The 26,241-nt window shown below is 70.4% G+C and carries 20 protein-coding genes; 13 read left to right on the forward strand and 7 right to left on the reverse strand.

Annotated features, from left to right (window positions below; all coding sequences use genetic code 11):
* Nucleotide 1: 1 nt before the first annotated feature.
* Complete coding sequence (locus tag MEU52_RS10255; protein WP_238121183.1) at nucleotides 2-2,404, reverse strand: PAS domain-containing protein; 2,403 nt, start codon at nucleotides 2,402-2,404, stop codon at nucleotides 2-4.
* 198 nt (nucleotides 2,405-2,602) lie between these two features.
* On the opposite strand from MEU52_RS10255, the gene MEU52_RS10260 reads away from it, so the two are divergent.
* The 6 genes from MEU52_RS10260 to rfaE1 all read left to right on the forward strand — a co-directional run bounded on the left by MEU52_RS10260 (nucleotide 2,603) and on the right by rfaE1 (nucleotide 8,700).
* A complete protein-coding gene (locus MEU52_RS10260) occupies nucleotides 2,603-3,145 on the forward strand; it encodes a phasin family protein (protein ID WP_238121184.1) in 543 nt (180 codons plus the stop codon).
* Between the two features lie 258 nt (nucleotides 3,146-3,403).
* Nucleotides 3,404-3,874, forward strand: coding sequence for a phasin (locus MEU52_RS10265; RefSeq protein ID WP_238121185.1), 471 nt, complete (start codon nucleotides 3,404-3,406; stop codon nucleotides 3,872-3,874).
* A 258-nt stretch (nucleotides 3,875-4,132) separates the two neighbouring features.
* Entirely contained in the window at nucleotides 4,133-5,155 is a 1,023-nt protein-coding gene (gene waaF, locus MEU52_RS10270) for a lipopolysaccharide heptosyltransferase II (protein ID WP_238121186.1), read from the forward strand.
* The gene (waaC, locus tag MEU52_RS10275; protein ID WP_238121187.1) at nucleotides 5,152-6,177 is read left to right on the forward strand and encodes a lipopolysaccharide heptosyltransferase I; all 1,026 of its coding nucleotides are present in this window, start codon (nucleotides 5,152-5,154) and stop codon (nucleotides 6,175-6,177) included. Before waaF ends, waaC begins: the two co-directional genes overlap by 4 nt.
* 78 nt (nucleotides 6,178-6,255) lie before the next feature.
* Nucleotides 6,256-7,242, forward strand: coding sequence for an ADP-glyceromanno-heptose 6-epimerase (gene rfaD / locus MEU52_RS10280; RefSeq protein WP_238121419.1), 987 nt, complete (start codon nucleotides 6,256-6,258; stop codon nucleotides 7,240-7,242).
* Between the two features lie 21 nt (nucleotides 7,243-7,263).
* Nucleotides 7,264-8,700, forward strand: a complete 1,437-nt coding sequence (gene rfaE1 / locus MEU52_RS10285) for a D-glycero-beta-D-manno-heptose-7-phosphate kinase (RefSeq protein ID WP_238121188.1) — start codon at nucleotides 7,264-7,266, stop codon at nucleotides 8,698-8,700.
* 21 nt (nucleotides 8,701-8,721) lie between these two features.
* Here rfaE1 and argE read toward each other — a convergent pair whose 3' ends face one another.
* Nucleotides 8,722-9,876 carry an acetylornithine deacetylase gene (gene argE / locus MEU52_RS10290; protein WP_238125014.1) on the reverse strand — a complete coding sequence of 385 codons (1,155 nt, stop codon included), beginning with the start codon at nucleotides 9,874-9,876 and terminating at the stop codon, nucleotides 8,722-8,724.
* A 201-nt stretch (nucleotides 9,877-10,077) separates the two neighbouring features.
* Between argE and cobU the strand changes: the two genes are divergently transcribed.
* Nucleotides 10,078-10,593, forward strand: coding sequence for a bifunctional adenosylcobinamide kinase/adenosylcobinamide-phosphate guanylyltransferase (gene cobU, locus MEU52_RS10295; protein WP_238121420.1), 516 nt, complete (start codon nucleotides 10,078-10,080; stop codon nucleotides 10,591-10,593).
* A 4-nt stretch (nucleotides 10,594-10,597) separates the two neighbouring features.
* On the opposite strand, the gene cbiB is transcribed toward cobU, so the two are convergent.
* Nucleotides 10,598-11,563, reverse strand: a complete 966-nt coding sequence (gene cbiB / locus MEU52_RS10300; protein WP_238121421.1) for an adenosylcobinamide-phosphate synthase CbiB — start codon at nucleotides 11,561-11,563, stop codon at nucleotides 10,598-10,600.
* A gap of 218 nt (nucleotides 11,564-11,781) precedes the next feature.
* Here cbiB and MEU52_RS10305 point away from each other — a divergent pair, with 218 nt between their 5' ends.
* The 3 genes from MEU52_RS10305 to MEU52_RS10315 all read left to right on the forward strand — a co-directional run bounded on the left by MEU52_RS10305 (nucleotide 11,782) and on the right by MEU52_RS10315 (nucleotide 14,442).
* Complete coding sequence (locus tag MEU52_RS10305; RefSeq protein WP_238121190.1) at nucleotides 11,782-12,504, forward strand: metallophosphoesterase family protein; 723 nt, start codon at nucleotides 11,782-11,784, stop codon at nucleotides 12,502-12,504.
* A 100-nt stretch (nucleotides 12,505-12,604) separates the two neighbouring features.
* A complete protein-coding gene (locus tag MEU52_RS10310; protein ID WP_238121191.1) occupies nucleotides 12,605-13,777 on the forward strand; it encodes a vWA domain-containing protein in 1,173 nt (390 codons plus the stop codon).
* Nucleotides 13,778-13,860: 83 nt separating this feature from the next.
* A complete protein-coding gene (locus MEU52_RS10315; protein WP_238121192.1) occupies nucleotides 13,861-14,442 on the forward strand; it encodes a hypothetical protein in 582 nt (193 codons plus the stop codon).
* On the opposite strand, the gene MEU52_RS10320 is transcribed toward MEU52_RS10315, so the two are convergent.
* Genes MEU52_RS10320 through MEU52_RS10330 form a run of 3 tightly spaced genes read right to left on the reverse strand, consistent with a single transcriptional unit; the run spans nucleotide 14,416 to nucleotide 17,504 of the window.
* The gene (locus MEU52_RS10320) at nucleotides 14,416-15,480 is read right to left on the reverse strand and encodes a YcjF family protein (protein WP_238121193.1); all 1,065 of its coding nucleotides are present in this window, start codon (nucleotides 15,478-15,480) and stop codon (nucleotides 14,416-14,418) included. The two genes, MEU52_RS10315 and MEU52_RS10320, sit on opposite strands and share 27 nt — an antisense overlap.
* Nucleotides 15,481-15,520: 40 nt before the next feature.
* Entirely contained in the window at nucleotides 15,521-16,996 is a 1,476-nt protein-coding gene (locus tag MEU52_RS10325; RefSeq protein ID WP_238121194.1) for a YcjX family protein, read from the reverse strand.
* Nucleotides 16,983-17,504, reverse strand: a complete 522-nt coding sequence (locus MEU52_RS10330) for a SixA phosphatase family protein (RefSeq protein WP_238121195.1) — start codon at nucleotides 17,502-17,504, stop codon at nucleotides 16,983-16,985. The genes MEU52_RS10325 and MEU52_RS10330 overlap by 14 nt, the downstream gene beginning before the upstream one ends.
* Before the next feature lie 228 nt (nucleotides 17,505-17,732).
* Between MEU52_RS10330 and MEU52_RS10335 the strand changes: the two genes are divergently transcribed.
* The 3 genes from MEU52_RS10335 (at nucleotide 17,733) to MEU52_RS10345 (ending at nucleotide 25,571) form a co-directional block, all read left to right on the forward strand.
* Nucleotides 17,733-19,025, forward strand: a complete 1,293-nt coding sequence (locus MEU52_RS10335; RefSeq protein WP_238121196.1) for a hypothetical protein — start codon at nucleotides 17,733-17,735, stop codon at nucleotides 19,023-19,025.
* Nucleotides 19,026-19,368: 343 nt separating this feature from the next.
* Nucleotides 19,369-21,288: an autotransporter assembly complex protein TamA gene (locus tag MEU52_RS10340; protein ID WP_238121197.1), complete on the forward strand. Its 1,920-nt coding sequence runs from the start codon at nucleotides 19,369-19,371 to the stop codon at nucleotides 21,286-21,288.
* On the forward strand, nucleotides 21,288-25,571 hold the full coding sequence (locus MEU52_RS10345) for a translocation/assembly module TamB domain-containing protein (protein ID WP_238121198.1): 4,284 nt from the start codon (nucleotides 21,288-21,290) through the stop codon (nucleotides 25,569-25,571). The genes MEU52_RS10340 and MEU52_RS10345 overlap by 1 nt, the downstream gene beginning before the upstream one ends.
* Nucleotides 25,572-25,777: 206 nt before the next feature.
* Here the strand turns inward: MEU52_RS10345 and MEU52_RS10350 are convergent, their stop codons facing one another.
* Entirely contained in the window at nucleotides 25,778-26,173 is a 396-nt protein-coding gene (locus tag MEU52_RS10350; RefSeq protein WP_238121199.1) for a hypothetical protein, read from the reverse strand.
* Nucleotides 26,174-26,241 lie beyond the last annotated feature (68 nt).

Here is a 26,241-nt window from a genome sequence, read left to right on the forward strand (position 1 = left end):
CCTAACGGGGTAGGGTCAGGCGGGCGCACATGCCCCGCGGCCGGCCGCGCACGATCTCGAACCGGGCGCCGAGGGCATCGGCTTCCGCCACCAGACGGGCCAGCCGGAGCGGCCGGCCGGCGCGGCTGAAGCGATCGGTGCCGGGGGAGAGGGTGAGGGGGCGCCGGGCGGCGGCATCGTCCACTTCGTCCACCGCATCGCCCGCATCGTTGATCTGCAGATACACCGGGCTGGTGCCGTCGGGATCCTCGCAGGTGAGGGAGATGATGATGGTGGAATCGGCCGGCGCGGCGCTCAGCGCCTCTTCCAGCATCAGCCGCACCAGCCGGGCCAGGCGTGGCGGGGCGGAGGTGATCTGTGGCACGTCGTCGATGTCGGTCCGCACCGTCACATGCCGGCGCCGGGCCACCGGCCGCAGCTCGGCGAGGGCGGCGTGCACCAGGGCTGCGGGTGCGGTTGGCTCCAGCGGCGGCTCGCCCAGCGGGGTGGCGAGGGCGCTCAGATCGTCGAGGCTCTGCTGCACGGTCTCCATGGCCGCCCGCAGGTCCGGCGGCAGCAGGCTGTCGTCGGGCTGCCGCGCCGGATCGCGCAGGGTGGCGAAGGCCGGCGCCAGGCTTTCCGCCAATCGGCGCGCCACCAATTGCAGCGCCGCCTCGGGAGGCCGTGGGGCCACCTGCTGGTGCGCCGGTTCAGCGGGCGGGTCGGGGGAGGGCGCCACGGTGGGCGCCGTCTGCGCTGCGGCGTCGTTCGTCGCCGCCGCGGCGCGCTGCGGGGCCGTCACGGAGCTGCCGGCGGCATCGGCGGCGGGGGCGCTGGCGGGGGGCGCCGTGGGGCCGAACACCAGGCAGAATTCGGCGGGAACCTCGCTGATGCGGGCGAGACCGGCCAGGGCCTCCAATTCCTCACCATTGCGCGCCCGCAGGGTCAGCTGCAACGGGGCGATGGCGCCGTCGCCGTTGGCCGCGCCGGCCGTGGCGCCCTCCAGCCAGCCATAGGCGCCGGCGCGCTGGGCCGGCGCCACCAGCAGAATGAAGGAGTGGCCGGTGATGTCCTCGGCCGGAAAGCCGAACCGGGCCACCGTTGCCCGGTTGGCGAACAGGATGCGGCTGCCCGCGTCGATCAGCAGCAGCGGCCAGGGCACCAGATCGAGGGCGGCGCGGCGGCTGTCCTCGGGCGCGCGGGCGGGCGGATCCAGCTCATTGGCCCGGTCGAGCCGGCGCAGCACGTGCAGCCGCGCATCCGGCGAAAGGAAGGGGGCGGTCATGGTGCGCGCAGTCACGGGCAGGCGCTCGCCGGTGGCGGTCATCAGGCTGCTGTTCCCCTGGGGTCGGATCTGAATCGCGTGGTCGAGACCGCCGGCGGCTTCCACCGCGGCGAGGTCCGGCCACCCGGTCCAATCGAAGAAGGTGCGGTTGGCGTGCACCGGCTGGTCGGCATCGGCCAGCACCGTGGCCAGCGGCAGGGCGTCGAGCACGGCGGTGGGCAAGGCAGCTGGCAGGGTTGCGGTGGTGTCGTCGTCCGGGGCCGGGCCGGGCGCATCGGGCTCCTCGCCGCCGATGAAGCCGGTCAAGGCCCGGCCGATCTCCTCGAACGTCTTGCTGTCGCGGGCCGAGAGCGCGCTGCCGAAGGGCACCACATTGGTGGCGACTGGCGCCGCACTCTCCGGCGCGGGTGGCGATGGCATGGCGGGGGCTTCGTCGGTCATCGGCATGGCGCCGCGGCGCAGGAGCCCGAAACCGCGCGTGCCAAGCTTGCGGCGGCGCGGATCCAGCAGTGGCACGCCACCCAGCTCCAGGTCCAGCGGCTGTGGCTGGCGCACCGCGAGGCGGATGCCGGAGAAGCTGACGCCCTGCGCCAGAACGTCCGTCAGCACGCCGCCGCCGCCGGGGCTGCCGCCCACGAGGCCCGCGGCTTCGAGTTCCGGCACACGGGCGCCGATCCAGCGTCCGGCGGTCGCGCCGAGGGCGCCCGCCAACACCGGGGAAAGGGAGCGGAAGCGGTCTTCGGCGTCCATCTCGAAGGTGAAGCGTTCCACGGCCGGCGCCGGAGCGGCGGGCGCGGCGATCGGTGCGGCGGCGTCGGGTACGGCGGGATCCGAGAACAGCAGGGTGCGGTGTCCCTCAAGGTCGAGCGGCAGGCAGCGGAACACCTGGTGGGCGCCGTCGCCGGGCGGGCGCAGCCGCACCAGGGTGGGCCCGCTCTGCCATGCGAGCTGTTGGGCGATTTCGGCGATCGAGGGTGGCAACGGCGCGTCCGCCACCACGCCGAGGTCGGCGCTGGCGGGGGTGGCGCTGAGAACGACGGCGGTCTGCGCATCCACGAGAAAGGCCGGCACCCGGTCCTGGCGCAGGGGCGCGAGGCGCGGTTCCGACAGATCGAATATGCGGGCCTTCGTCTCCGTCATCCCTGCTGTCCGCATTGGCCGCCCGGGCGGTCTCGTGGGTTTCCATCGGGAAGGGACAATGCAGTAAATTGGTTAATAGCGAGGCAACTCAGGCGTGCTTTATGATTTTCATATTGGCGCAGCGTGGACAGCGCATACTACAATCAAAATGGTGCGGCTTTTAGGGATGGCCGCGCCGCAGCCCGAGGAGACACCGCCATGACCACGAAGTTCAGCCCAAACCTTGAGTTGCCTGCGGAAGTGCGTGCCGTTGCGGAAAAGAATGTCGCCCAGGCGCGCCAGGCGTTCGAGACCTTGTTCAAGAATGCCCTCGATGCCGTCGACGAAGGCGAGGGCCGCCTGGAGGAAGTGCGCAGCGGCGTGCTGGAGCTGCGCCAGAAGGCGCTGTCGCAGATGGAAGCCAATGTGGATGCGAGCTTCGCGTTCCTCAACAAGCTGGTGACCGCCAGGACCCCGCAGGAAATGCTGAGCCTGCAGGCGGAATTCCTGTCGAGCCAGATGCAGAAGGCGGCCGAGCAGGCCAAGCTGCTCGGCGCCGATGTGAAGTCGCTCGGTGAGACCACCGCCAAGTCGCTGGATCAGCACGCCCGCGCCCTGGCCGATCGGGTGAAGACCCTGAGCGCCGCCGCCGCCGAGAGCGCGCAGAGCGCGGCTCAGGACCTGAAAACGGTGGGAGAGAGCGTCATTCGTGAAGCCAAGACCAATGCCGAGAAGGCGCTCGACCCCAACAAGTCCGCCTGAAGCGAGGCTTTCGCGTTCCGTCACGTCGCCTCTCGCGGCGGCTTGACTGAAAACGTTCTCATTGTGCGGCGCATGAATTGTTTTTGCGTCGCACGCAACCTTCCATTATAGCTTGGAAAGTCGGGGCAGTGGCCCGTGTTTCTCCTTTGGCGGGGTGGGGTGCAGGGGTGCCCAGAGCTCGCGGGGGTGAACGTCCGGCGCAGTCCGGAGGCCATTGTCACTTCGTTCACGCAAGGCCCCGCGTATCTTGAGGACGACATGAGCGACTCCTTCATCAAGGCGTATCAGGACCAGGTCGAGGCAGCGAAGAAGGCGTTTTCCGCCAATGGCATTCCTCCGGTGGAGGTGCCTCCGGCGGTGCGCGAGATCGCCGAGAAGGGACTGGCTGCCGCCCGCGAGAATTACGAGAAGCTGAAGGCGTCCGCCGAGCAGGTGAATGCTGCTCTGGAAGAGACCTACACCACCGCCAGCAAGGGCGTGGCGGAATACAACGCCAAGGTGCTCGAGGCCATGCAGGCGAACGTGAACTCCACGTTCGACTATTTCAATTCGCTGCTGCAGACCAAGAGCATGGCCGAGGCTGTCGAGCTCTCCACTGGTCACGCCCGCAAGCAGTTCGACACGGTGAGCGGCCAGGCCAAGGATCTCTCGGCTTTGGCGCAGAAAGTGGCGTCGGAATCGTCCGAGCCGCTGAAGAAGTCGGTGGAGAAGTCCACGCCGACGGCCTGATCGGTCGCCGCGATGTGTGCGCCGCCGCGCAAGGGGCGGCGCACCGGCCGCGGAGTGCCGACGATGGCGTGTGCCGGTGCTGGCGTGCCGGTGATGGGCGTCCCGTCCCGGGGCGCCTTTTTTGTTCGGCCTGTTTCTTTTGATCCGCCTCTTGCCATCCCTGACCCCGGCCCCTCATCTCTAGCGGCGGCCGGGCGGATGCTTGACGGCCGGGTGACGCCTTGTCATGAGGCGGAGTTGTTTTCCTGTGAGTCGCACATGCGTGCCTTCGGTTCCCTCTCGCCCCAATTGCTCGTTGGCCCGTCCTGGGTTGGCGACATGGTGATGGCTGCGAGTCTGGTCGAGGTGCTGCGCATGCGTGAGCCCTCCCGCCCCATCGACGTGCTGGCGCCGGCCGCGGCGCTGCCGATCGCCCGGATGATTCCGGGGGTGCGGCGCACGATTCCCCTGGGCCTGGGGCATGGCGAGCTCGGGCTCGTGGCGCGCTGGCGCCTGGGGCGCTCGCTGCGCGCCGAGGGCTATGGCAAGGCCATCATTCTGCCACGCGCGTTCAAGGCGGCCATTCCCCCTTTCGCGGCGGGCATTCCCGAGCGGGTCGGCTACAAGGGTGAGATGCGCACGGCGCTGCTCACCGATGCGCGGCCCGACAGCCTGCGCAAGACGGCCCGCACCATCGATCGCTTCGTGGCCCTCGGCCTGCCGCCCGGCACCCAGACCATGGTGCCCCGGCCCCATCTCATGCTGCCGGACGGCGCCCATGATGCGGCGGTGGCCAAGTTTCCCCTCGCCGGCGAGGGGCCGGTGATGGTGCTGTGTCCCGGCGCCGAATACGGCCCGGCCAAGCGCTGGCCGGCGCCGAAGTTCGCCCAGCTGGCGGCGCTGGCGGTGAAGGCCGGCTATCGGGTGCGGGTGCTGGGCTCGCCCAAGGACCAGGAGGCGGCCGACCTCATCGCTGCCACCAGCGGCGTGGCCGTGGACAATCTGGTGGGTCGCACCAGCCTGATCGACGCCGCTGCCATTCTCGCCGACGCCGACGTGGTGATCTCCAATGATTCCGGCCTCATGCACGTGGCCGGGGCGTTCGAGCGCCGGCTCGTGGTAATCTATGGCGCCTCCTCCGAGAAGATGACGCCGCCGGCCGGGCGGCGGGCGCGGGTGGTGGCACGGGATCTCGCCTGCCGTCCCTGCCACAAGCGCGAATGCCCCCTCGGCACCCTGGCGTGCCTGGAGGAGATTCAGGCGGAAGAGGTGATGGCGGCGGCCGAGCAGACCCGGCAATGAAGCTGCTTCTCATCAAGTTGTCGTCCCTTGGTGATGTGGTCCACACCTTCCCCGCGCTGACCGATGCCGCCGCCGCGCTGCCCGGGCTAAGCGTGGATTGGGCGGTGGAAGAGGCGTTCGCGCCGGTGGCGGCGCTGCATCCCGCCGTTCGCCGCACCATCCCGGTGCCGTTGCGCCGCCTGCGCAAGCACCCGCTCGCCGCCTGGCGTTCGGGGGAGGCCGGCGCGGTGCGCCGGGCGCTCGCGGCGGAACGCTATGATGTGGTCATCGACGCCCAGGGCCTGCTCAAGAGCGCGCTGGTGGCCACCTGCGCCGAGGGGCCGCGCCATGGCTTCGATCGCGCCAGCGCCCGCGAGCCGTTGGCAACCCTGTTCTACGGCCATCGCCATCATGTGCCCGAGGTGGAGCATATGGCGACGCGCATCCGAAAATTGTTCGCCGCCGCCTTGGGCTACAGCCTCGAGGGCCTGCCCGCCGACACCGGCCTGCGACCGGTGGCGACCGGCGGCGCGCCCTATCTCGTGTTCCTGCACGGCACCACCTGGCCCACCAAGACCTGGAGCCGGGAGGGCTGGCAGGCGCTGGCCGCCCGCGCCGGCGCGGCGGGCCTCAAGGTGCGCCTGTTCGCCCATGGGGCGCAGGAGACGGCCCGCGCCGCCGCCATCGCCGCCGATGAACCGGCGGTGGAATTGCTGCCGCCCCAGTCCCTGGCCACCGTCGCCCCGGTGCTGCAGGGGGCGGCGGGGGTGGTGAGCGTCGATACGGGGCTTGGCCATCTCGCCGCCGCCTATGGGGTGCCGACCCTGGGGCTCTATGGCCCCACCAATCCGCAGCTGACCGGCCTGTTCGGCGCCCGGGTGCGGGAATTGCCGGCGACGCGGGACTGCGCGCCCTGCGAGAAGTCGCGCTGCCGCATCGCCCCCGCCACGCGGGAAGGGCCGCCCTGCCTTGCCGATCACGGCGCGGCAGCCGTCTGGTCGGCGCTGGAGACGTTGCGCGCCGGCGTGGACAAAGGGCAGTGAGCCGTGGCACACGACCGTGTTCCGCGTGACCGCTGAAAGGCAGACCCCATGAAGCGCCAGCCGTCCATGAGCCGCGACATCCTCCTCGTCACCGGCGGGGCGGGCTTCATCGGCTCCAACATCGCCCGCGCCGCCGCCGAGGACGGCTACCGCGTGGTGGTGGCCGACTGGCTGGAGGACGGCCCGAAATGGCGCAACATTTCCGACATTCCGCTGCATGACGTGATCCGCCCCGAGGTCGTGAACAGCTTCGTGGAGAAGGAAGGCGGGCGGCTGGCGGCGGTGGTGCACATGGGCGCGGTCTCCGCCACCACCGAGCGCGACGCCGACAAGATCGTCGCCCGCAACATCCGCGCCACCCTGGATCTGTGGGACCTCGCCACCCGCAAGGGGCTGGGCTTCATCTATGCCTCCTCCGCCGCCACCTATGGCGACGGCGCCGCCGGCTTCACCGATGACGAATCGACCGCCGGCCTGGCGCTGCTGGCGCCGCTCAATCCCTATGGCTGGTCGAAGCTGTTCGTGGATCGCCGGGTGATGGCGGATGTGGAGGCGGGCGGGCCGCGCCCGCCGCAGTTCGCGGGCCTGCGCTTCTTCAACGTCTACGGCCCCGGCGAGGACCACAAGGGCGACATGCGCTCGGTGGTGCACAAGATCTATCCCGCCGCCGCGCGCGGCGAGAGCGTCACCTTGTTCAAGTCCCACAATCCTGAATTCACCGATGGCGGGCAGCTCAGGGACTTCATCCACGTGTCGGACTGCGTGGAGGTGGTGCGCTGGCTGCTGGAGAATCCGGATGTCTCCGGCATCTTCAACGTGGGCACCGGCAAGGCCCGCTCGTTCGCGGATCTCGCGCGGGCGGTGTTCGCGGCGCTGGGCGCGGCGCCGCAGATCACCTATGTGGACATGCCCGAGAGCCTGCAGAAGGCGTACCAGTATTTCACCGAGGCGGACGTGACCAAGCTGCGCGCCGCCGGCTACAAGCGGCCCTTCCTGTCGCTGGAGACCGGGGTGGAATCCTACGTCACCGACTATCTCAAGGGCCGCGTCGAGAGCGCGGGATGATGCGCGTCAAGGGTTTCGATCATGGTTGAAGGGCGCATGCCGCGCATCACCGTCATCGGCGATGTGATGGTGGACCGGTATATCGTCGGCTCGGTCTCGCGGATCTCGCCGGAAGCGCCGGTGCCGGTGCTGGTGCATGGCACCGAACGCATCGTGCCGGGCGGCGCCGCCAATGTGGCGGCCAATGCCTGCGCCCTGGGCGTGGCGGTGAGCCTGGTGGGCCTCGTCGGCACCGATGCCGATGCCGCGGCCCTGGCCGAGGCGCTCGCCCCCTATCGCGAGATGGACCTTGCCCATCTGGTGCGCGATCCCGCCCGCCCCACCATCACCAAGACCCGCGTCATGAGCGGGCGCCAGCAGATCGTGCGCATCGACGCGGAGACCCAGGCCGCGCCCAGCGCCGCCACCGAGGACGCCCTGGCGGCGGCGGTGGTGGCGGCGGTGAAGGGCAGCCGGGTGGTGGTTCTGTCCGATTACGCCAAGGGCGTGCTGTCCGATCGGGTGATCGCCGTCGCCATCGCTGCGGCTCAGGCCGAAGGGGTGCCGGTGATCGTCGATCCCAAGCGGCGCACCTTCGAGGCCTATCGCGGCGCCAGCCTCGTCACCCCCAACCGCATCGAGCTCGCCGCAGCCACCGGCCTGTCCGATGGCACCGATGCGGAGGTGGCCGCCGCGGCGGCGCGCGCCTCACAGCAGTTCGGCGGCGATGTGCTGGTGACTCGCTCGGAAAAGGGCATGACCCTGTGGCGCCGCGACGGCGACGTGCTGCACGTGCCGACCCAGGCGCGTGAGGTGTTCGATGTCTCCGGTGCCGGCGATACGGCGCTGGCGGCGCTGGCGGTGTCGCTAGCCTCGGGCCAGCCCATGGAAAGCGCGGTCTATTTCGCCAATGCGGCAGCGGCGGTTGCGGTGGGCAAGATCGGCACCGCGGTGGTGACCCGGGCTGAACTCGCCGCCGCCCTCGATGCCAGCGTCGCACACGGGGCCGAGGCGGGGGAGCTGGTCTCCCGCAGCCAGGCGGCCGGCATCATCGCGGGCTGGCGGGCGGCGGGGGCACGGGTGGTGTTCACCAACGGCTGCTTCGATCTGCTGCACCCCGGCCATGTCTCGCTGCTGGAAGCGGCGGCGCGGCAGGGCGACCGGCTGGTGGTGGCGCTCAACACCGATGCCTCGGTGCGCCGCCTCAAGGGGGCGAGCCGGCCGGTGCAGGATGAAGGGGCGCGGGCGCGGGTGATGGGGGCCATGCGCTGCGTGGATCTGGTGGTGCTGTTCGACGAGGACACGCCCTATGAGACCATCGCCCAGCTCAAGCCCGACGTGCTGGTGAAGGGCGCGGATTATCGCGAAGACCAGGTGGTGGGCGGCGATCTGGTGAAGAGCTGGGGCGGCCGGGTGGCACTGGTGGATCTGGTGGAGGGTCGCTCCACCTCGGCGCTGGTGGCCAAGGCCCGCTCGTAAGGCCCGGCTGAGGCGGAGGCCTCAGCTGCAATAGTCGATCACCTTGCGCATGAAGTCCTCGCAGGCCTCCAGCTGGCTGATCTCCACATATTCGTCGGCCTGATGGGCGACGCCGATGGAGCCCGGGCCGCAGATGACGGTGGGGATCTGCGCCATCTCCACGAACAGGCCGGCCTCGGTGCCATAGGCCACCTTGGCGTGGTCGTTGCGCCCGGCCCAGCGCTTGGCGAGGGTGGTGATGGGCGCTTCCGGATCGGTGGCGAGCCCGGGAATGGCGCTCATGATGTTGAAGGCGATGCGGCTTTCCGGCGCCCGCGCCTGCATGCCCGGTTCCAGCTCGGTGTGGGCGTAATCGGTGATCTCGGCGACCAAGGCGTCGATGTCCTGGTCGGGCAGGGCGCGGATTTCCCATTCCATCACCGCCCGCTCGGGCACGATGTTCACGGCGGTGCCGCCGTGCAGCACCCCCACATGGGCGGTGGAAACCGGCACGTCATAAAGGTCGTCCCGCGGGCCTTCGGCGAGGCGGGTGTCGAGGGCCATCACCCGGGCGGCGATGAGGGCCGCCGCCTGCACCGCATTCACCAGCTCCGGCGCGCGGGAGGAATGGCCGCCCCGGCCGGTCACCACCGTTTCCAGCGAGCGCTTGGATTTGTGGGCCACCACCACCTGCATCATGGTGGGCTCGCCGACGATGCAGCCTTCCGCCCGATAGCCGTTGGCCACCATATGGGTGAGCAGCGGGCGCACCCCCAGGCAGCCCACCTCCTCGTCATAGGAAAAGGCGAGGTGGATGGGCTTCTTCAGTGGCTGCGCCTGCATCTGCGGCACCATGCCGAGGCACACCGCCAAGAAGCCCTTCATATCGGCGCTGCCGCGCCCATAGAGCTTGCCCTCCCGTTCGGTGAGGGTGAAGGGATCGGAGCTCCACAGCTGGCCATCCACCGGCACCACGTCCGTATGGCCGGACAGAATGATGCCGGGCACGTCCCGCGGGCCGATGGTGGCGATGAGCGCCGCCTTGCCTTCGGCGACATCCTCCACCCGCTCGAACGGGATCGCGCGGGCGCGGAAAAACGCTTCCACCGCTTCCACCAGCGCGAGGTTGGAATTGCGGCTGGTGGTGTCGAAACCGACGAGGCGCGCAAGCCATTCCAGCGTGAGGTCGGCGGCCATGGGGCAGGGGTCTCCGGGCAATGATGCGTCGCCAGTATAGCCGCCGACCGACCTGCGGCGCGACGACGGGATGCATTTTTCCCGCCTCCCGTTTTCCCGCGCCCTCGGCCTCACACCCTGTGCTTTGCCGTGGCGGGAAGCCCCGGTAGTGTCGCCGCCCGCGGAAGGTCTGCCAGGGCAGGGCGCGGCGGTGGAGGCATGATGGCGACAGGGCTGGTGTTGGTGCTGGGCGGCGCGCGGTCCGGCAAGAGCGCGTTCGCCGAGGAGATGGTGGAGGCGGAGCCGGGCCCCTGGGCCTATCTCGCCACCGCCGAGGCGCGGGACGACGAGATGGTGGACCGCATCGCCCGCCATCGGGCCCGGCGGCCGGACGGCTGGCGCACCCACGACGTGCCCCTGGCGCTGGCGCCCGCGCTCGATGCCTTACCGCCGGAGCAGCCGGTTCTGGTGGATTGCCTCACCCTCTGGCTCACCAATCATCTTTTGGCCGAGCACGATCTCGACGGGGAATCGGCGGCGCTGGAAGCGGCGCTGTGCCGGCGGCCCGGCCTCACCGTGTGCGTCGCCAACGAAGTGGGGCTTGGCATCGTGCCCGACAATGCGCTGGCCCGCGCCTTCCGCGACGCCGCCGGCCGGCTCAACCAGCGCCTCGCCCGCCGCGCCGGGCGGGTGGTGTTCATGGTGGCCGGCCTGCCGATGTCGGTGAAGGGCGGCTGAACTCTCAGCCGAAGGCGAAGAGCAGCGCTCCCGCCACCACCAGAGCCACCAGCAGGCCATCGGCCCGGCGATAGAGGCGCAGTGCGGCGCGGATGTCGGCGGCGGTGGCCTCCCGCCGGCCATCGCCCATATAGGCATCGTCGGTGGGCACGCCGCCATAGACCTTGGGGCCGTTGAGCTTCAGCCCGAGGGCGCCGGCCATGGCCGCCTCGGCCCAGCCGGCATTGGGGGAGCGATGGCGCGGCGCATCCCGCCCCATGGCGGCGAAGGCGGGCCCCGCCGAGGCGCCCGGCGTCACCGCGGCGGCGGCCACCAGCAGCAGGCCGGTGAGGCGGGAGGCCGGCAGGTTCACAAGATCATCGGTGCGCGCCGCCGCCCAGCCGAAGGCGCCATAGCGGGCGTTCAGATGGCCGATCATGCTGTCGGCGGTGTTGATGGCCTTGTAGGCGGCGCCACCGGCCAAGCCACCGAGGCACATCCAGAAAGTGGGGGCGACGATGCCATCGGAGAAATTCTCCGCCAAGCTCTCGATGGCCGCCCGCGCCACGCCCGCCTCATCCAATTGCTGCGGATCGCGGCCGACGATCTGGCTGACCGCCACGCGCCCCGCCTCCAGGCCGCCCGTCTCCAGCGCCTGCGCCACCGCCGCCACATGGGTGTGCAGCGCGCGCTGGGCCAAAAGGCTGCTGCCCGCAAGGCCGGCGAGGAGGAGGCCGAAGGGCAGGGCGCGCAGCCCGGTTTCCAGGATCGCGGCCGGCACCGCTGTCGCGATCACCAGCACGCCGACGGTGACGACCCCCAGCAGGCGGCGCTGGGCGGCGGGGCGCTCCGGCGCGTTCCAGGCCCGGTCCAGGGTGCTGATCAGTCGGCCGATCCAGATCACCGGATGGCCGATGCGGTTCACCAGCGCCGCCGGATAGCCCAGCGCGGCTTCCACCAGCAGCGCCAATGCCGTGATCTCGAACCCCATGGACCCCTCGCCACCGAATCCCGCCCGCGCGGATCGCCTGCCCATGCCACGGGCTCCCGCGGTGGGCAAATCCCCTGCCTTTTGCAATGCAGCAAAGCCCGCTATCCTGATCTTCGAAGACAGTCCGGCGGGCGTGACGCAAGGCGCCGGCAAGCTGACCGCTTCATGGTGGCGCGCGCAAGCTGCATGCCCCAAAGGACGGCATGAGAGGACGGGTGATGACGCAGCCGCTGCCCCGGGTGCCGGAGGGCAAGAGGGTCTATGCCGTGGGTGACATCCACGGCCGGCTCGACCTTTTGGTTCGTCTGCAGCGGCAGATGGAAGACGACCAGGCGGCCCACCCCGGGCAGGAGCCGGTGGAAATCTATCTGGGCGATTACGTGGACCGGGGCCCGGCGAGCGCCGAGGTGCTGGAGACCCTGCTGGAGCGCCGCCGCGCCCGGGACGTCATCTGCCTGTCCGGCAATCACGAGCAGATGATGCGCGAGGCCCATCGCAGCTTCGAGGCCTTCCCCCACTGGCAGCGGGTGGGCGGCTTCGAGGCGGTGCAATCTTATCTGCCCGGTTTCGCCGAGGTCGCGGGGGTGCAGGAGCCGCACAGCCTGTGGCAGCAGTGGCGCGGCGCCGTGCCGGCCCGGCATCTGGTGTTCCTGGAGAGCCTCGGCACCTATCACGTGTGCGGCGACTATCTGTTCGTCCATGCGGGCGTGCGGCCTGGCGTGCCGCTGGAGGACCAGCGACGCGAGGACTGCCTGTGGATTCGCCACGCCTTCCTCGACCATGCCGGCGCGTTCGACCATATGGTGGTGCATGGGCATACGCCCACGCCCGAGCCGCAGCTGAAGGCCAACCGCATCGGCATCGACACCGGCGCCTTCGCCAGTGGCCGCCTCACCTGCCTGGTGCTGGACGGGGCCGAGCGCGTCCTGCTCTCCACCTGAGCGGAGGTCCGGGCCGCGGTGGCGCATGCCGGCGCCGCGTGCTTCACTGGCGACAGGACAAGCCGGGCGAGCAGGGGCCGGCGACAGGGAGCCGCGCGCCATGTTCATCGCATTCTTCGAGGCCCTGAAGACGGCGGGCGTGCCGGTTTCCGTGCGCGAATACCTGACCCTCATGGAGGCCATGGACCGCGATCTCGCCGGCCGGCAGGTGGACACCTTCTATTACCTCGCCCGCGCCAGCCTGGTGAAGGATGAGCGGCACCTCGACAAGTTCGACCAGGTGTTCGGCCAGCACTTCAAGGGGCTGGAGGCGGCGCTGGGCGAGGAGGGGCACGCCATTCCCGAGGAGTGGCTGCGCAAGCTCACGGAAAAGCACCTCACCGAGGAGGAAAAGCGCCAGATCGAGGCCCTGGGCGGGCTCGACAAGCTGCTGGAGACCCTGGCCGAGCGGCTGAAGGAGCAGAAGGGGCGCCACCAGGGCGGCAACAAATGGATCGGCACCGGCGGCACCTCGCCCTTCGGCGCCTATGGCTACAATCCTGAAGGGGTGCGCATCGGCCAGGACGGCAACCGCAATTTCCGCGCCGTGAAGGTGTGGGACAAGCGCGAGTTCAAGGACTTGGACGACGGGGTGGAGCTCGGCACCCGCAACATCAAGGTGGCGCTGCGCCGGCTGCGCAAGTTCGCGCGGGTGGGGGCGCCGGAGGAGCTGGACCTCGACGGCACCATCCGCGAGACCGCCCGCGCCGGCTATCTCGATGTCAAGCTGCGGCCGGAAAAGCGCAATGCGGTGAAGGTGCTGCTGTTCCTCGATGTGGGCGGCTCCATGGATTGGCACATCGCCCAGTGCGAAGAATTGTTCTCGGCCGCGCGCACCGAGTTCAAGTATCTGGAGCACTTCTATTTTCACAATTGCGTCTATGAGAGCGTCTGGCGCTCCAACGCCCGCCGCGCCAGCGAGCGGATCTCCCTGTTCGATGTGCTGCACACCTATGGCAGCGACTACAAGCTGATCTTCGTGGGCGACGCCTCCATGAGCCCCTATGAGATCATGTATGCCAACGGCTCGGTGGAGCATAACAATCCCGAGCCGGGCAAGATCTGGATGGAGCGGCTGCTCGCCACCTATCCCCACGCGGCCTGGCTCAATCCGGTGCCGCAGGCCCATTGGGGCTATACGGATTCCATCCGGCTCATGGGGCACATCCTGGAAAACCGCATGTTCCCCCTCACCGTGGAGGGGATCGACGCGGCCATGCGCGAGCTGAGCTGACCGGCGCAGGCTGCGTCCCTTTTCCCGCTCCTCTTGCGTCGCCTCCCGCCTTCGCCCACACAGCGGCGATGAAGCGAGGACCCATGCCGGACAGGACCAAGACCGACATCACCTATGCCTATCACCCCCGCCTCGGTGGTGCCGGCGTGGCGCTGACCCTGCAGGACGATGCGCTGCAATGGCTGGTGGGGCCGCGGGAAGGGCGCCTGCGGCTCGCCGACATCGGACGGCTGACGCTGCGCTTCCAGCCCGCCAAATTCGCCAGCGCCACCTTTGAGCTGGAGATCCTGGGGCGGGAGGGCACGCGGCTGGTGGTGGCCTCCGCCTCCCGCACCTCGCTCACCGCCATGCGCGACCAGAAGGCGGATTACCTGCGCTTCGTGCGGGCGCTGCACGCGGCCCTGGCGCGGGCTGGTGTCGCAGTGGAGTGCCGGGGCGGCTATGGCCGGGCGCGGTGGGGGCTGATGATGGTTCTGGGCACCCTCGCGGCGCTGGGGCTCGCGGGGGTGGTCGCTTTTGCCGCGTCGCAGGCGCAGTGGAGCACGGCGGGGCTCATCGCGCTGCTGTCGGTCATCGTCGCTTGGCCCACGGCGGAGACCCTGCGCCGCAACCGGCCGCTGCGCTATCGGCTCACCGAGCTACCGGCCCGCCTGCTCCCGGCGTGAGGGCACCTGTTCCTCCTCTTCCGCCTTGCGCAACAGGCCGGTGGCCACATCGGCGAGGCGCGGGGCGGGCAGAGCGGTGAACGGCAGCGGTCGCGTGACGGCGATGGCGGCAAGCCCCAGGCGCGCGGTCAGGAGGCCGTTCACCACCCCTTCCCCGAGCTTGGCCGAGAGGCGGGCGGCGAGGCCCTGGCCGACGATCTGCTGCACCAGCGTATCGCCCGCCGCCATGCCGCCGGTGACGGCGAGGTGGCCGAGCACATGGCGGATGAGCCGCAGCATGCCGAGCATGCCCGGCCGCCCGCCATAGAGCTGGGCGAGGCGGCGCATCAGGGAGACCGCCGTGTAGAGCACGAAGGCGAGGTCCACCAGGGCGCGGGGCGAGACGGCGGTGACCACCGAGACGTTCTTGGCCGCTTCCGACACCATCTGTCGGGCACGGGAATCCAGGGTCGGGAGCAAGGTGCGTTCGGTGAGCCGCACCAGATCCGCCCCGTCGATGATGCCGCCAAGATGGCTTTCGAGCTCCACCCGCGCGCGGGCCAGAGTGGGCTGCGCGGCGGAAAGGCGCAGCATGTCGCGCGCTACCCCCTGCGCCAGGGTTCGGTCATCGTCCGCCAGGGCCGCGGCGGCCTTCTCGCGCACATGGTCGAGATGGGCGAGGCGGGCGATGCCCGCCACCTCGCGGCCGATGAGAATGACGCCGGCCAGCACCAGCGCGCCGGCAAGGCCGAGGCCCACATAGCCGAGCGCCGGGGACTGGGCATAAAGATCGCTGACGAGCTGGCTCAGCCCCACATAGGCGGCAAGGCTCAGCACCCCGCCGAGGGCGGTCCAGAACAGGCCGGACCACGAAAAGCCGAAGCGGGAGAAGACGCCGCGTCGGCCGCCGGCCGCCGGCACCGGTTCCGGCGGCCCAGCTTCCAGCTCTGCCTCGGGCGGGGCCAGGGTGATGTCGCCTTCGTCCAGGCGGAACACCTGCGGGCGCGCGGCCTGCGGGCGTTTCGCGGAGGGGGACATGCGGGCGGGCTCGTCGCTCATCGGTTCTCCAGTCGGGCGGCCGCATTCGTGCCGCGTGGGCTCACACCAGGCGGTCGCCCAGCAGGAACTCCAGCGCCCGATCGAGGCGAATATGGGGAATGGGCGCCTTGCCGCCAATGCCCGCCGGCGGGCGGAACTTGAGGAAGCGGAAGTCGGCGTCGTTCACATCGCCGGTGGCGAGGCCGCGGAAGCCGGTGCCGGCGGGGTCGAAGAAGCTGTCGGGATCGGCCGGCAATTCGCCGGGAAACACCGCCACTTCCTCCTCGCCGTCGAAGCGGTGGCCGCCGGCCTCCTGGCCCTTCTCCGGCGTGCCGACGATGGCGGCGAGATCGAGGCCGTCGCGCCGCACCCGGGCTTCGCGGGTGGCGCGGATGGCGGCCAGCGCCACCACGTCGAGCGCCGCGCCATGCTCCTTGGCCCTGCCGCGCGCCCGTTCCACCAGCCGCGCCAGGATGGCTTCCAGCCGGTCGTGGCTGGTGTGGTGCAGGTGGTCGGCCTTGGTGGCGGCGAACAGCACCTTGTCGATGCGCGGGCGGAACAGGGTGCTCAGCAGGCTGTTCCGACCGGTGCGGAAGGCGGCCAGGATGCCATCAAGGGCACGTTCGAGGTCCGCCAGCGCGGCCGGCCCGGCATTGAGGGCGGAGAGGGCATCCACCAGCACGATCTGCCGGTCGAGCCGAGCGAAGTGGTTGCGGAAGAAGGGCCGCACCACGGCATTCTTATAGGCCTCGAAGCGCCGCTCCATCATGGCGCCGAGGCTGCCGGGGCGGGGCGCGCCGTCGGGCGGGTCGAGCGGCGCGAAGGTGAGGGCGGGGGAGCCTTCCAGATCCCCCGGCATCAGGAACCGGCCGGGCGGCAGCAGGCTCATGGCCACTTGCTCGGTGCGGCAGGCGGAAAGGTAGGCGGTGAACAAAGCGGCCAGCTCGCGGGCGTGGGCCTCGTCCGCCGGCCCATCGGCGCCATGGGCGGCCACCGCGGCGAGATAGGGGCTGGCCACCCGCGCCCGGGCCGGCGCCCGCGCCAGCTCCAGGCTCTGGCGGGCGAAGTCCGCATAGCTCATGGCCAGCAAGGGCAGGTCCAGCAGCCATTCGCCGGGATAGTCCACGAGATCGAGGGTGAGGGTGCGCAGGCTGCCGCGGGCGGTGGCATAGCGCACCGCCAGGCGCAGTTCGCTCACCCGCGTGGTGGAGGAGGGCCAGGCGCGCGCCTCGGCCAGGGTGGCGAGGTGCTCCTCATAGGCGAAGCGCGGCACCGCATCGTCGGGCTGGGGTTCCAGCTCGGCGCGGGCGATGCGGCCGGATTGCATGGCCTCGAACACCGGCATGCGGCCGCCCCGCTGCAGGGCGTGCACCAAAGCGGTGGTGAAGATGGTCTTGCCGGCGCGCGAGAGGCCGGTGACGCCGAGCCGCAGGGTGGGGTGGGCGAGGCCCTCCACCCGGTCGGCGAGGGTGAGCCAGGCGATGCGGGCTTCGTCGAGGGCGCCGGTGAGGCCGATCATGCGCTCAGCCGGCGCCATTCAGCTCGCGCGGAACCAGGAAGCGGTCGAGGCGGCCGCTGGCGGGCTTGATGGTGCTCCAGTCGTCCACCGGCAGGTCGATCACCGCCAGGGCGCCGGTGGGGAATTTCTCCGCCATGCGCGCCATGTCCGCCGCCACGCCGTTGGCGACCAGGGTCGCTGCCAGATCCTCAAGGCCTGGATTGTGTCCCACCAGCATCAGCATATGCACCTGTCGGGGCTGCTCGCGCACCACGCCGAGCAACCGGGTGGCGCTGGCATCGTAGATGCGCGGCTCGCTGGCCGCCATAGGCACCGGCGGCATCTGGCCGGAAACCAGTTCCCAGGTCTCCCGCGCCCGCCGGGCGGGGGAGATGAGCACTCGATCCGCCACCAGACCCTGAAGGGCGAGATAGGCGCCGAGCCGAGGGGCCGCTTCACGGCCGCGTGGCGCCAGGGGACGCTCCGGATCGGCCATCCCTTCAGGCCAGTCGGATTTGGCGTGACGCAGCAAGATGAGACGGCGCATGGGCAAACCGGAACGTGTCGAAGGTGGCCCCTTATGCCCGAGGCGCGTGCTGCATCGCAACCCGCAGCGGGCGTGTTCGCGCCACGCCGCGCCCGCAAGCGGCGGTGGAAACGGATTCTCAAGCCGCCTCGCGCCACACTGTCGCGGCCCTTACCTAAGGGGCGGCGCCAGGGGCTGCGGCCCGCAGAGATGAGGTGAAGGGCGTCCACCGCCAGAAAACGAGGGTTCATGACCAGCACCGCCTTGCCTTCCGCGTCTCCCGAATCCGCGCCCTTGCGCCACGCCACCGGTCCGGAGCGGACGCGGGATTGCGATGTGTGTGTCATCGGTGACGACATGGCGGGTCTGCTGATGGCCTGCGATCTGGCGACGCGCGGCCTGGAGGTGGTGCTGGTGAGCCTGGCGCGGCAGCCGGAGGGCCTCGGGCTCGATGCCACTTTGGCCCCGGGCTATGGCCTCTCCGCGCGCGCCTTACGGGATGCGGTGGGCCAGGCCGATGCGCAGGATCTTCTGCGTCTTTCGGTGGCGGCCGCCGAGCGCGGCATGGCGCTGGCGACGGGGGCCGGCCTCACCCTTGGTGCCAAGGGCCGGCTGGCGGTGGCGCGGCCGGCGGCAGCCGATGATCTGTGGCGCGAGGCCGAGGCGTTCAATGCCCTGGTGCCGGGCGGCGGGGTGGTTCTCGATGCGGCCGACACCCAGGCGCTGCTGGCCACGCCGACCTATGTGGCGGCGCTGGGGGTGGTGCCCGCCCAACAGGTGGGGGGCGCGGCGTTCCGCCAGCTGCTGGAGGCGGCGGTGGCCGATTGCGGCCTCACCCGCCTGCCGCAGCCGGCAGCCCTCAGCATCGATGGGCATGGGATTCGCAAATATGTGACCCTGCCGGGGCTGCGCGTGCGTGCCGCCCATCTCGTGTTCAGCGGTGGGGCGGAACTGGTCCGGTGGGCGCCGGAGCTGGCGCCGAGCCTGGTGACGCGGCCCTGGGTGCGCGGGCGGTTCCACGTGCCGGCGGGCACCGCCGCCTATGGTGGGCTGGCGGAGGAGGTGGGTGCCACCGGCCTGCGCTGGCGCTTTGAGGGCGATAGCCTCGCGCTCGCCGCCGAAACCGCTTTTCCGCCCTGGGGGCGGGCCTCCGCGGCCCGCTGTCTGCGCCGCCATGTGAGCGCCGTCGCGCCGGCCGCGCGTCGGGCGCTGGTGGAACAGAGCCACGGCGTGGCGCTCACCCACACCCGCCATGGCATGCCGCTGTTCGCCGAAGGGGAGAAGGGCGTGTGGTTCTGCGTCACCATGGGGCTGGAGGAGCTGGCCCATGGTGTGCTGGGTGCGCGCCTCATCACCGATGCCATTGTCGCCCGCGACGACCGCATCCGCCTGTTTCAGCCGTTTGGCCTGGAGCCGCCGGGGGCGCGGCCGCAATCCCGATTCCGGTCAGTACTGGATTATCTGCAGCGGCGGGTGCGGGTGGCCACGGCCGCGCGCGCGGCGCGCAGCGCACCGGTGGCAGAAACGGCTGAGCCGGGCTGAGGGTTTGACAAAATGCCGCAGGTGCCGGTGCGCGGGTGTGGCGTGGCCGCTGGCCAGTTCCCGCCGCATCCTGCGGTATCAAGGTCTTGGTGAGGCTGTTGGCTCGCCAGCGGTACCAAACAATGGCAAACTGCGGTATGCGGGGAAAAGCAGCGAGGGACGCAAGGTCAGGAGCGATCATAAGCTGAAATTTACGGACGGTGCCTAGCGTCCGTTGTGCGTGAGGGGGGACTTTCGGCCCTTTCGCGAAGAGTGCGTGGCGTGCGCCGCGGCAAACCCCTTCCAACCTCGAGCGGAAATGGCGAGAGCGGCGACTTCCTTTTTCGGCCTGTGCAGGCGCCCCGTGGCAGTGACGGCGGCGGTGCTGGCGCTCGGCATTCTGCCGGCGCATGCGGAGGACGGCGACTTTTTTGATTCTGTCGCCAATTTCTTCAATCCCAACCGGGAGAAAGAGAAGAAGCCGCCGACCATCGACGCCGTGCCCTACACCATCGAGCTGGAGGTGGTGGGCGGCGATCGCAGCGTCAAAAGCGCCATCACCGATGCCTCCAACCTGGAGAGCATGAAGTCCAACCCGCCCTCGGGGGCGGCCGGGCTGGTGCGGCGGGTGACGGCGGATCGTGACCGGATCATCGCCGCGCTTTATTCCAACGGCTATTACGGCGGCACCATGGAGATCACCATCTCCGGCAACCGGGCCGACACGCCCAACATTTTCGACATCGTCGAGGCGAGCCGCGCCCGGGGACCGGTGCCGGTGAAGATCGTCGTGGACCCCGGGCCGCAGTTCACCTTCGGCGCCGTGCGGGTGCTCAGCGCCAGCAACCGCCAGCCGCTGGCCGATGCGCCGACGCAGCGGGCGCTGCGGCTGGAAACCGGCCAGGTGGCACGCGCCGACGCCATCGTCGCCGCCGAGACCACCTTGTCCGACCATTGGCGGCGCATGGGCTATCCCTTCGCCAAGGTCGCGAACAAGGAGGTGGTGGCGGACCACGCCACCCAGCAGCTCAACGTCACCTTCCTGGTGTCCACCGGGCCGCGCGCCACCTTCGGGAAGTTCACCGTTTCGGGCGCCGATTTCCTCACCCCCGGCTTTATCGAGGACCGCATCGAGATCCAGCCGGGCGAGCCCTATTCGCCGGAGCGCCTGGCCGCCTTGCGCCGGCGCCTCGCCAAGATCGAATCCGTCGCCAGCGTGCGGGTGCGCGAGGCCGACCATCTCGACGCCAACGGCCAGCTGCCCATCTTTATCGATGTGACGGCCCGGCCGCCGCGCTTCGTCGGATTCTCCGCCAAATACTCCAATACCGACGGCTCCTCGCTCACCGCCTTCTGGGGCCACCGCAACCTGTTCGGTGGCGGCGAGACCCTGCGGCTGGATGCCACCGTCTCCTGGTTCGGCGAGAAATCCGAGGCGGTGCCCGATGCCGACCCGTTCGGCTACAAGGTGTCGGCGAGCTTCATGAAGCCGGGCATCTTCACCGCCAAGGACGATCTGCTGGCGGAGGTGGCCGGCCTGCGCGAGGTGACCAACGCCTATGTGCGGGAAGGCGTGACCTTCCTGGGCGGCGTGCGGCATCGCTTCAATGATCAGATGAGCCTGCAGATCGGCATCGACCTGGAAGATTCCACGGTGGAGGATGCCGACGGCAGCGGCGACTATTTCATCGCCGGCGTGCCGCTGGACTTCAATTTCGACAATACGGATTCGCCCCTCGACCCCTCCCGCGGCCTGCGCGCGGCGGTGACGGTGGAGCCGTTCGCCTATCTGGGCGAAAATGGCGCCGGCCCGGTGATGGCCAAGGGCACCTTGTCCGCCTACCACGCCTTCGATGAGGAAAAGCGCTACATCCTGGCCGGGCGGGTTTCCACCGGCGGCTATGCCGGCGCCGATCTCACCGACGTGCCGGCCCAGCGGCGGTTCTATGTGGGCGGCGGCGGCTCGTTGCGCGGCTACGACTACCAGTCCGCCAGCCCGCGCAACGCGCGCGGCATCATCATCGGCGGCCTCAGCTATTTCGAGGCATCGGCGGAATTGCGCGTGCGCATCACCGACACCATCGGCCTGGTGCCGTTCTTCGACATGGGCTCGGCCTATGCCACCGAATATCCCGACTTCAGCATGATGAAATATTCCGCCGGCCTGGGCCTGCGCTACTACACGGCCATCGGGCCGCTGCGCCTGGACTTCGCCGTTCCCCTCAATCCCGGACCAGACGACGGCTCGTACGGCGTCTATGTCAGCTTGGGGCAGGCTTTCTGATGGCGGCTCGTGGCATTCTCTTCTCGATCCTGCGCTGGACGGGCTTCGTCGTCGCGGGCCTGCTGGTGCTGGTGCTGGCGCTGTTCGGCGCGCTGCAGACCGGGCCGGGCAAGGGCGCCCTCGCGCGCATCGCTTCGCAGCTCGCGTCCGTATCCGGGCTCACGGTCACCATCTCGGACATTCGCGGCGGCGTGCCGTGGGATATGAGCATCGGCCATATCGGCGTCGCCGACGCCAAGGGCCCGGTGGCGGAGGTGGAGGCCCTGCGCCTCGCCTGGCATCCCCTGTCGCTGCTCGGCGGGGTGGTGAACATCGAGGCGGTGGAGGCGGCGCGGATCGCTGTCGAGCGGGTGCCGGACCTGCCGCCCTCGGAGCCGTCCACCAGCAGTTCGGGCGGCGGATCCTTCGCCATGCCCGTGCGGCTCGGCCGCCTGGCCATCGCCGACATCTCCCTCGGCGAGCCGCTGCTCGGTCGCGCGGCCCAGCTCACCCTCACCGCCTCGGCCGACCTGATGGCCGCCTCCGATGGGCTGGCGGTGGATTTCGACCTCGCCCGCAAGGACGCGCCCGGCCAGGTGACGGGGCAGGTGCATTACACCCCGCAGACGCGGAACCTGGTGGTGGACATCAACGCCACCGAGCCGGAAGGGGGCCTCGTGGCCCGCGCCGCCGGCATGGATGGCTTGCCGGCGCTCGACGCACGCATCACCGGCAAGGGGCCGATTGATGCCTGGGACGGCAATCTGGCGCTGAATGCCGGCGCCGTGGCGCACATGACCGGCGCAGCCGGGGTGCGCGCCACCGCGGCCGGCCACCGGGTGAACCTGACGCTCGATGCCGAGGTGGCGCGGCTGCTGCCCGCCGCCATCGCCCCCCTGTTCGAGGATAAGACTGAACTTTCGGCCACCGCCCTCGTGGAGACCGCCGGCCTCGTGGATGTGGAAACCCTGACCCTGCGCGCCTCCGGCTTCGGCTTCGCGGCGCGCGGCAAGGTGGACCCCGCCGGCGACGGCTCCGATCTCGCCTTCAGCGCGGTGGCCGGTGATGCCGACCGCTTCTCGGCGCTTGCCCCCGGGGTCGCCTGGACGTCGGTGAAGGCGGAAGGCGCGGCCAAGGGGGCGCTGGCGGCGCCGGCGGCCACCGTGCGGCTCACCGCGGCGGACCTGTCCGGTGCCGGCTATGGCGCCAAGACCTTGACCCTCGATGCGGTGACCCGGCCCCAGGGCGGGGCGGGGGACCTCGCCCTGTCCGTCGACGCCCAGGCCGCCGGGCTCACCAGCACCGACGCCAAGGTGCGCGCGGCGCTGGGCGACACTGCCCGGCTGACCGCCACCGCCACCAAGCCGGCCGATGGCACCCCGACGCTCACCGGCTTCACCGCCGCGCTCAATGCCCTGTCGGCCCGCTTCACGGGTACCGCCAGCGCCGAGGGGGCCGATGGCACCCTGCATCTGGAGCGGCTGGATCTGGCCGCCTTCGGGCCGCTGGCCGGCCGGCCCCTCTCCGGCACCGCCCAGCTCGAGGCGGACGTGAAGGGAGCGGAGCAGTTCCGCCAGCTCACGCTCAAGCTCGCCGGGGGCACCGAGAAGGTGAAGACCGGCATCGCCGCGGTCGACGGCCTGTTCGGCGACACCTCCCGGCTGTCCGGCGCCATCGCCCGCACGGGGGAGGCCGCCTTCGGGGTCGAGGACCTCACCCTGTCGGCAACCGGGCTCGACCTGAAGGTCAACGGCACCCTCTCCAAGGCGCTGGCGGACCTGAAGGTTCTGCTGACCCTGGACGATCTCAAGCGGGTGGAGCCGCGTCTGTCCGGCCGGCTCGACACCACGGCGGCCTTCTCCGGCAGCCTCGACGCGCTGGCGGTGGCGGCCCGGGTGGCGGTGCCCGAAGGCACCGCCATGGGCCAGAAGCTCGAAGGGCTGGCGCTTGATCTCGATGCGCGCAACCTGACCGGCCTGCCCGCCGGTGCGTTCAAGCTCGATGGCCGTATCGCCGGCAAGCCGGCCACCGGCGGCGGGGCCTTCGCCCTCGGCGATGGCGGCGCGGCCCGGCTGGAAAAGCTCGATCTCGCCATCGGCTCGGTGACGGCGCGCGGCGATGTGGCCCGTGGCGGCGATGGCCTCATGGCGGGGCAGCTGGCGGTGGCCGCCGGCAATCTCGCCGACCTTTCGGCCCTGGCGCTGACGGAACTGGCTGGTAAGCTCGACGCCAAGGTGGATCTCGGCTCCACCAACGGGCGCCAGACCATCGCCCTCAATGCCACCGCCGACGGCGTGCGCGCCGCCGGGCAGAGCGTGGGCGCCGCGCGCATCAATCTCGATGTGACGGATCCCACCGGCCAACCGGTGCTCAACGGCAATGTGGATGTCAGGGATGTGAATGCCGGGGTGGCCATTCCCCGCGCCACCCTCACCGCCCGCGGCGCCGGCCGCGGCACGGCATTGCAGCTCGATGCCCAGGTGAACGGGGCCAATGTGGCCGCCGCGGCCCAGCTCAACCACCAGGGCACCACCTCGCAGGTGCGGCTGGAACGCTTCAGCATGGCGCGGGGCGGCACCACCCTGGCCACGTCGGCGCCGGCCAACATCACCATCAACGGCGGCGACGTCACCATCGACCGGCTGGCGGTGGCCAGCCGCGGCGGCAGCGCCACCGTTTCCGGCCGCGCCGGCAGTACGCTCGATCTCAACGTGGATGTGCGCGCCCTGCCGCTGGCGCTGGCGGAGCTCGCAGCGCCAGGGCTGAACCTGGCCGGCACCCTCAACGGCACCGCGCGCCTGCGCGGACCGGCGGCCCGGCCGGATGGCACCTACGATCTGCAGGTGCTGCGGCTCAGCAACCCCGACCTCGCCGCCGCCGGCGCCGGCCCGTTCGATATCCGCACCAATGGGCAGCTCGGCAATGGCCGGGTCACCACCCGCACCACGATTTCCGGAACCCACCTCTCCAATCTCGCCATCACCGGCTCGGTGCCCATGGGGGCGGGGGACATGGACCTGACCGCGCGGGGCGGCGTCGATCTGCGCATCGCCAATCCTTCGCTCGCTGCGCTCGGCAGTCAACTGGCCGGCACCGCCACCATCGACGCGACCATCCGCGGCACCACCGCCGCTCCGCGCGCGGGCGGCACTGTGCGTATCAGTGGCGGGCGCTACAATGATGGCGCCAATGGTGTCACCCTGGATCGCATCGAAGGCGTCATCGCCGGTACCGATCGTTCGGTGACCGTGCAGTCGCTCACCGCCCGCACCCCCAATGGCGGCAGCGTCGCCGTGCGTGGCAGCGTGGGGCTGGACCCCGCCGCCAACTTCCCGGGCCGGCTCGAGGTGACCATGCAGAATGCGGGGCTCGTCAACAGCGAGCTCATCCGTCTCGTCACCGAGGGACGGATTGCGCTGGAGGGCCAGTTCACCAACGATCCACGGGTGACCGGCCGGCTTCAGGTGCGGGCCATGGACGTGAACATTGCCGAGCGCATGCCCGGCGGCGTTCAGTACATGCAGGTGAAGAATGTGAATGACCGCCGCGGCCGCAACGCCGCGCGGGTGCCCCCGCCACCGCCTGAGCGGCAGCGTGGTGGTGGCGGTGGCGTCACCCTCGATCTGGTGGTGGCCGCGGCCAACAACATCTTCGTGCGGGGCATGGGCATGGAGGCGGAGCTGGGGGGCGAGATCCGCGTCTCCGGCTCCAGCCGGGCGCCGCTGACCCAGGGCGGCTTCGAGATGCGCCGCGGCCAGTTCGACATTCTCGGCAAGCGCCTCAACTTCACCCGGGGCAAGATCCAGTTCACCGGCAGCACCGATCCGGAGCTCGATTTCGTGGCGGAGACCACCGCCAACGACATCACCGCGCGCATTCTGGTGACCGGACCCGCATCCCGGCCGGACATCACCTTCACCTCGACCCCGACCCTGCCGCAGGATGAGGTGCTGGCGCGCCTGCTGTTCGGCCGCAATGCCGGATCGCTGACGGCGACGCAGAGCCTGCAGATTGCCCAGACCATCGCCCAGTTCTCGGGTGGCGGCGGAGTGCTGGACCAGATGCGGCGTACCCTCGGGGTGGACAGCCTCGACGTGGGCATGAATTCCGCCGGCACCGGCGGTCAGGTGGGCCTCGGGCGGCGCATCAACGACCGCATCTATATGGGCGTGAAGCAGGGCACCACGCCCAATTCCAGCCAGGTGACCGTGGATGTGGACGTGACCCGCAACATCCGCCTGCAGGGCGCCACCGGGGCAGACGGTTCCACCTCGGTGGGCATCGGCGCGCAGTGGGATTATTAGGCGCCTTCCGCAGCGCCTTTATTGCCGCTGCTCCGGGCCGTGTTGCTCCGGACAGTCTCGCGCGCGGTTGCGGTCGTTTGGGCTCTCACGTTTACTGATCCCGGGGGACCCCACGTTTGCCGAGCCAAGGTGCGCTGGTCGCGCATTGGCAGCGGCGCCGGTGCCGCCGCGCAGCCGTCCCTCAGTGGGGCCCGTGCTGCCTGGCGTCAGTGGCGCGCGGGCCCGTTGCGGGTGGCCTGTCCGCCCGCCGGCAGGGTGAGCCGGGGCCCCTGGAGCGTCACCTTATGAAGTGGAACGTTCTGCAGAGGTGCGTTCGGCAGCGAGAGGCCGGGCTGGAGCGCATGGTGGGCATTCTGCGCGTCGGTGCCGGCGTGCGGGTTGTGCGCACCATAGCTGGCGATGGGTGCCGCCCAGAGGCGCTCGCCGCGATGGTCCAGGGCATAGATGCCGACCCAGGCGGCACAGTCACAATCCGCCTCGGCGATTTCCATCGCGAGGTCATGCTCGAAGCAGATGGTTTCGCCCTCCATCACCCACAGGCCATCATCGGCGCAGGTGAAGGGAACGACCTGGTAAGCACAGACCCGTCTGCGCCACGGCATGTCAGCACCCTTGAGAACGTGTCCGGCGCGCCCCCAAACACCGTCTCTGGTTGTCCGCAACGACAAGA

It is taken from the genome of Xanthobacter sp. NM-25 (assembly GCF_022138605.1).
Taxonomy (GTDB): domain Bacteria; phylum Pseudomonadota; class Alphaproteobacteria; order Rhizobiales; family Xanthobacteraceae; genus Xanthobacter.

Coding starts and splice junctions, on each gene's coding strand:
- MEU52_RS10325 (WP_238121194.1), bottom strand. CDS start 16,996: ATGGCGCCGGCTGAGCGCATGATCGGCCTCACCGGCGCCCTCGACGAA.
- MEU52_RS10315 (WP_238121192.1), top strand. CDS start 13,861: ATGCCGGACAGGACCAAGACCGACATCACCTATGCCTATCACCCCCGC.
- cobU (WP_238121420.1), top strand. CDS start 10,078: ATGGCGACAGGGCTGGTGTTGGTGCTGGGCGGCGCGCGGTCCGGCAAG.
- MEU52_RS10260 (WP_238121184.1), top strand. CDS start 2,603: ATGACCACGAAGTTCAGCCCAAACCTTGAGTTGCCTGCGGAAGTGCGT.
- waaF (WP_238121186.1), top strand. CDS start 4,133: ATGCGTGCCTTCGGTTCCCTCTCGCCCCAATTGCTCGTTGGCCCGTCC.
- MEU52_RS10320 (WP_238121193.1), bottom strand. CDS start 15,480: ATGAGCGACGAGCCCGCCCGCATGTCCCCCTCCGCGAAACGCCCGCAG.
- MEU52_RS10305 (WP_238121190.1), top strand. CDS start 11,782: ATGACGCAGCCGCTGCCCCGGGTGCCGGAGGGCAAGAGGGTCTATGCC.
- waaC (WP_238121187.1), top strand. CDS start 5,152: ATGAAGCTGCTTCTCATCAAGTTGTCGTCCCTTGGTGATGTGGTCCAC.
- cbiB (WP_238121421.1), bottom strand. CDS start 11,563: ATGGGGTTCGAGATCACGGCATTGGCGCTGCTGGTGGAAGCCGCGCTG.
- MEU52_RS10335 (WP_238121196.1), top strand. CDS start 17,733: ATGACCAGCACCGCCTTGCCTTCCGCGTCTCCCGAATCCGCGCCCTTG.
- MEU52_RS10255 (WP_238121183.1), bottom strand. CDS start 2,404: ATGACGGAGACGAAGGCCCGCATATTCGATCTGTCGGAACCGCGCCTC.
- rfaE1 (WP_238121188.1), top strand. CDS start 7,264: ATGGTTGAAGGGCGCATGCCGCGCATCACCGTCATCGGCGATGTGATG.
- argE (WP_238125014.1), bottom strand. CDS start 9,876: ATGGCCGCCGACCTCACGCTGGAATGGCTTGCGCGCCTCGTCGGTTTC.
- MEU52_RS10350 (WP_238121199.1), bottom strand. CDS start 26,173: ATGCCGTGGCGCAGACGGGTCTGTGCTTACCAGGTCGTTCCCTTCACC.
- MEU52_RS10265 (WP_238121185.1), top strand. CDS start 3,404: ATGAGCGACTCCTTCATCAAGGCGTATCAGGACCAGGTCGAGGCAGCG.
- MEU52_RS10345 (WP_238121198.1), top strand. CDS start 21,288: ATGGCGGCTCGTGGCATTCTCTTCTCGATCCTGCGCTGGACGGGCTTC.
- MEU52_RS10330 (WP_238121195.1), bottom strand. CDS start 17,504: ATGCGCCGTCTCATCTTGCTGCGTCACGCCAAATCCGACTGGCCTGAA.
- MEU52_RS10310 (WP_238121191.1), top strand. CDS start 12,605: ATGTTCATCGCATTCTTCGAGGCCCTGAAGACGGCGGGCGTGCCGGTT.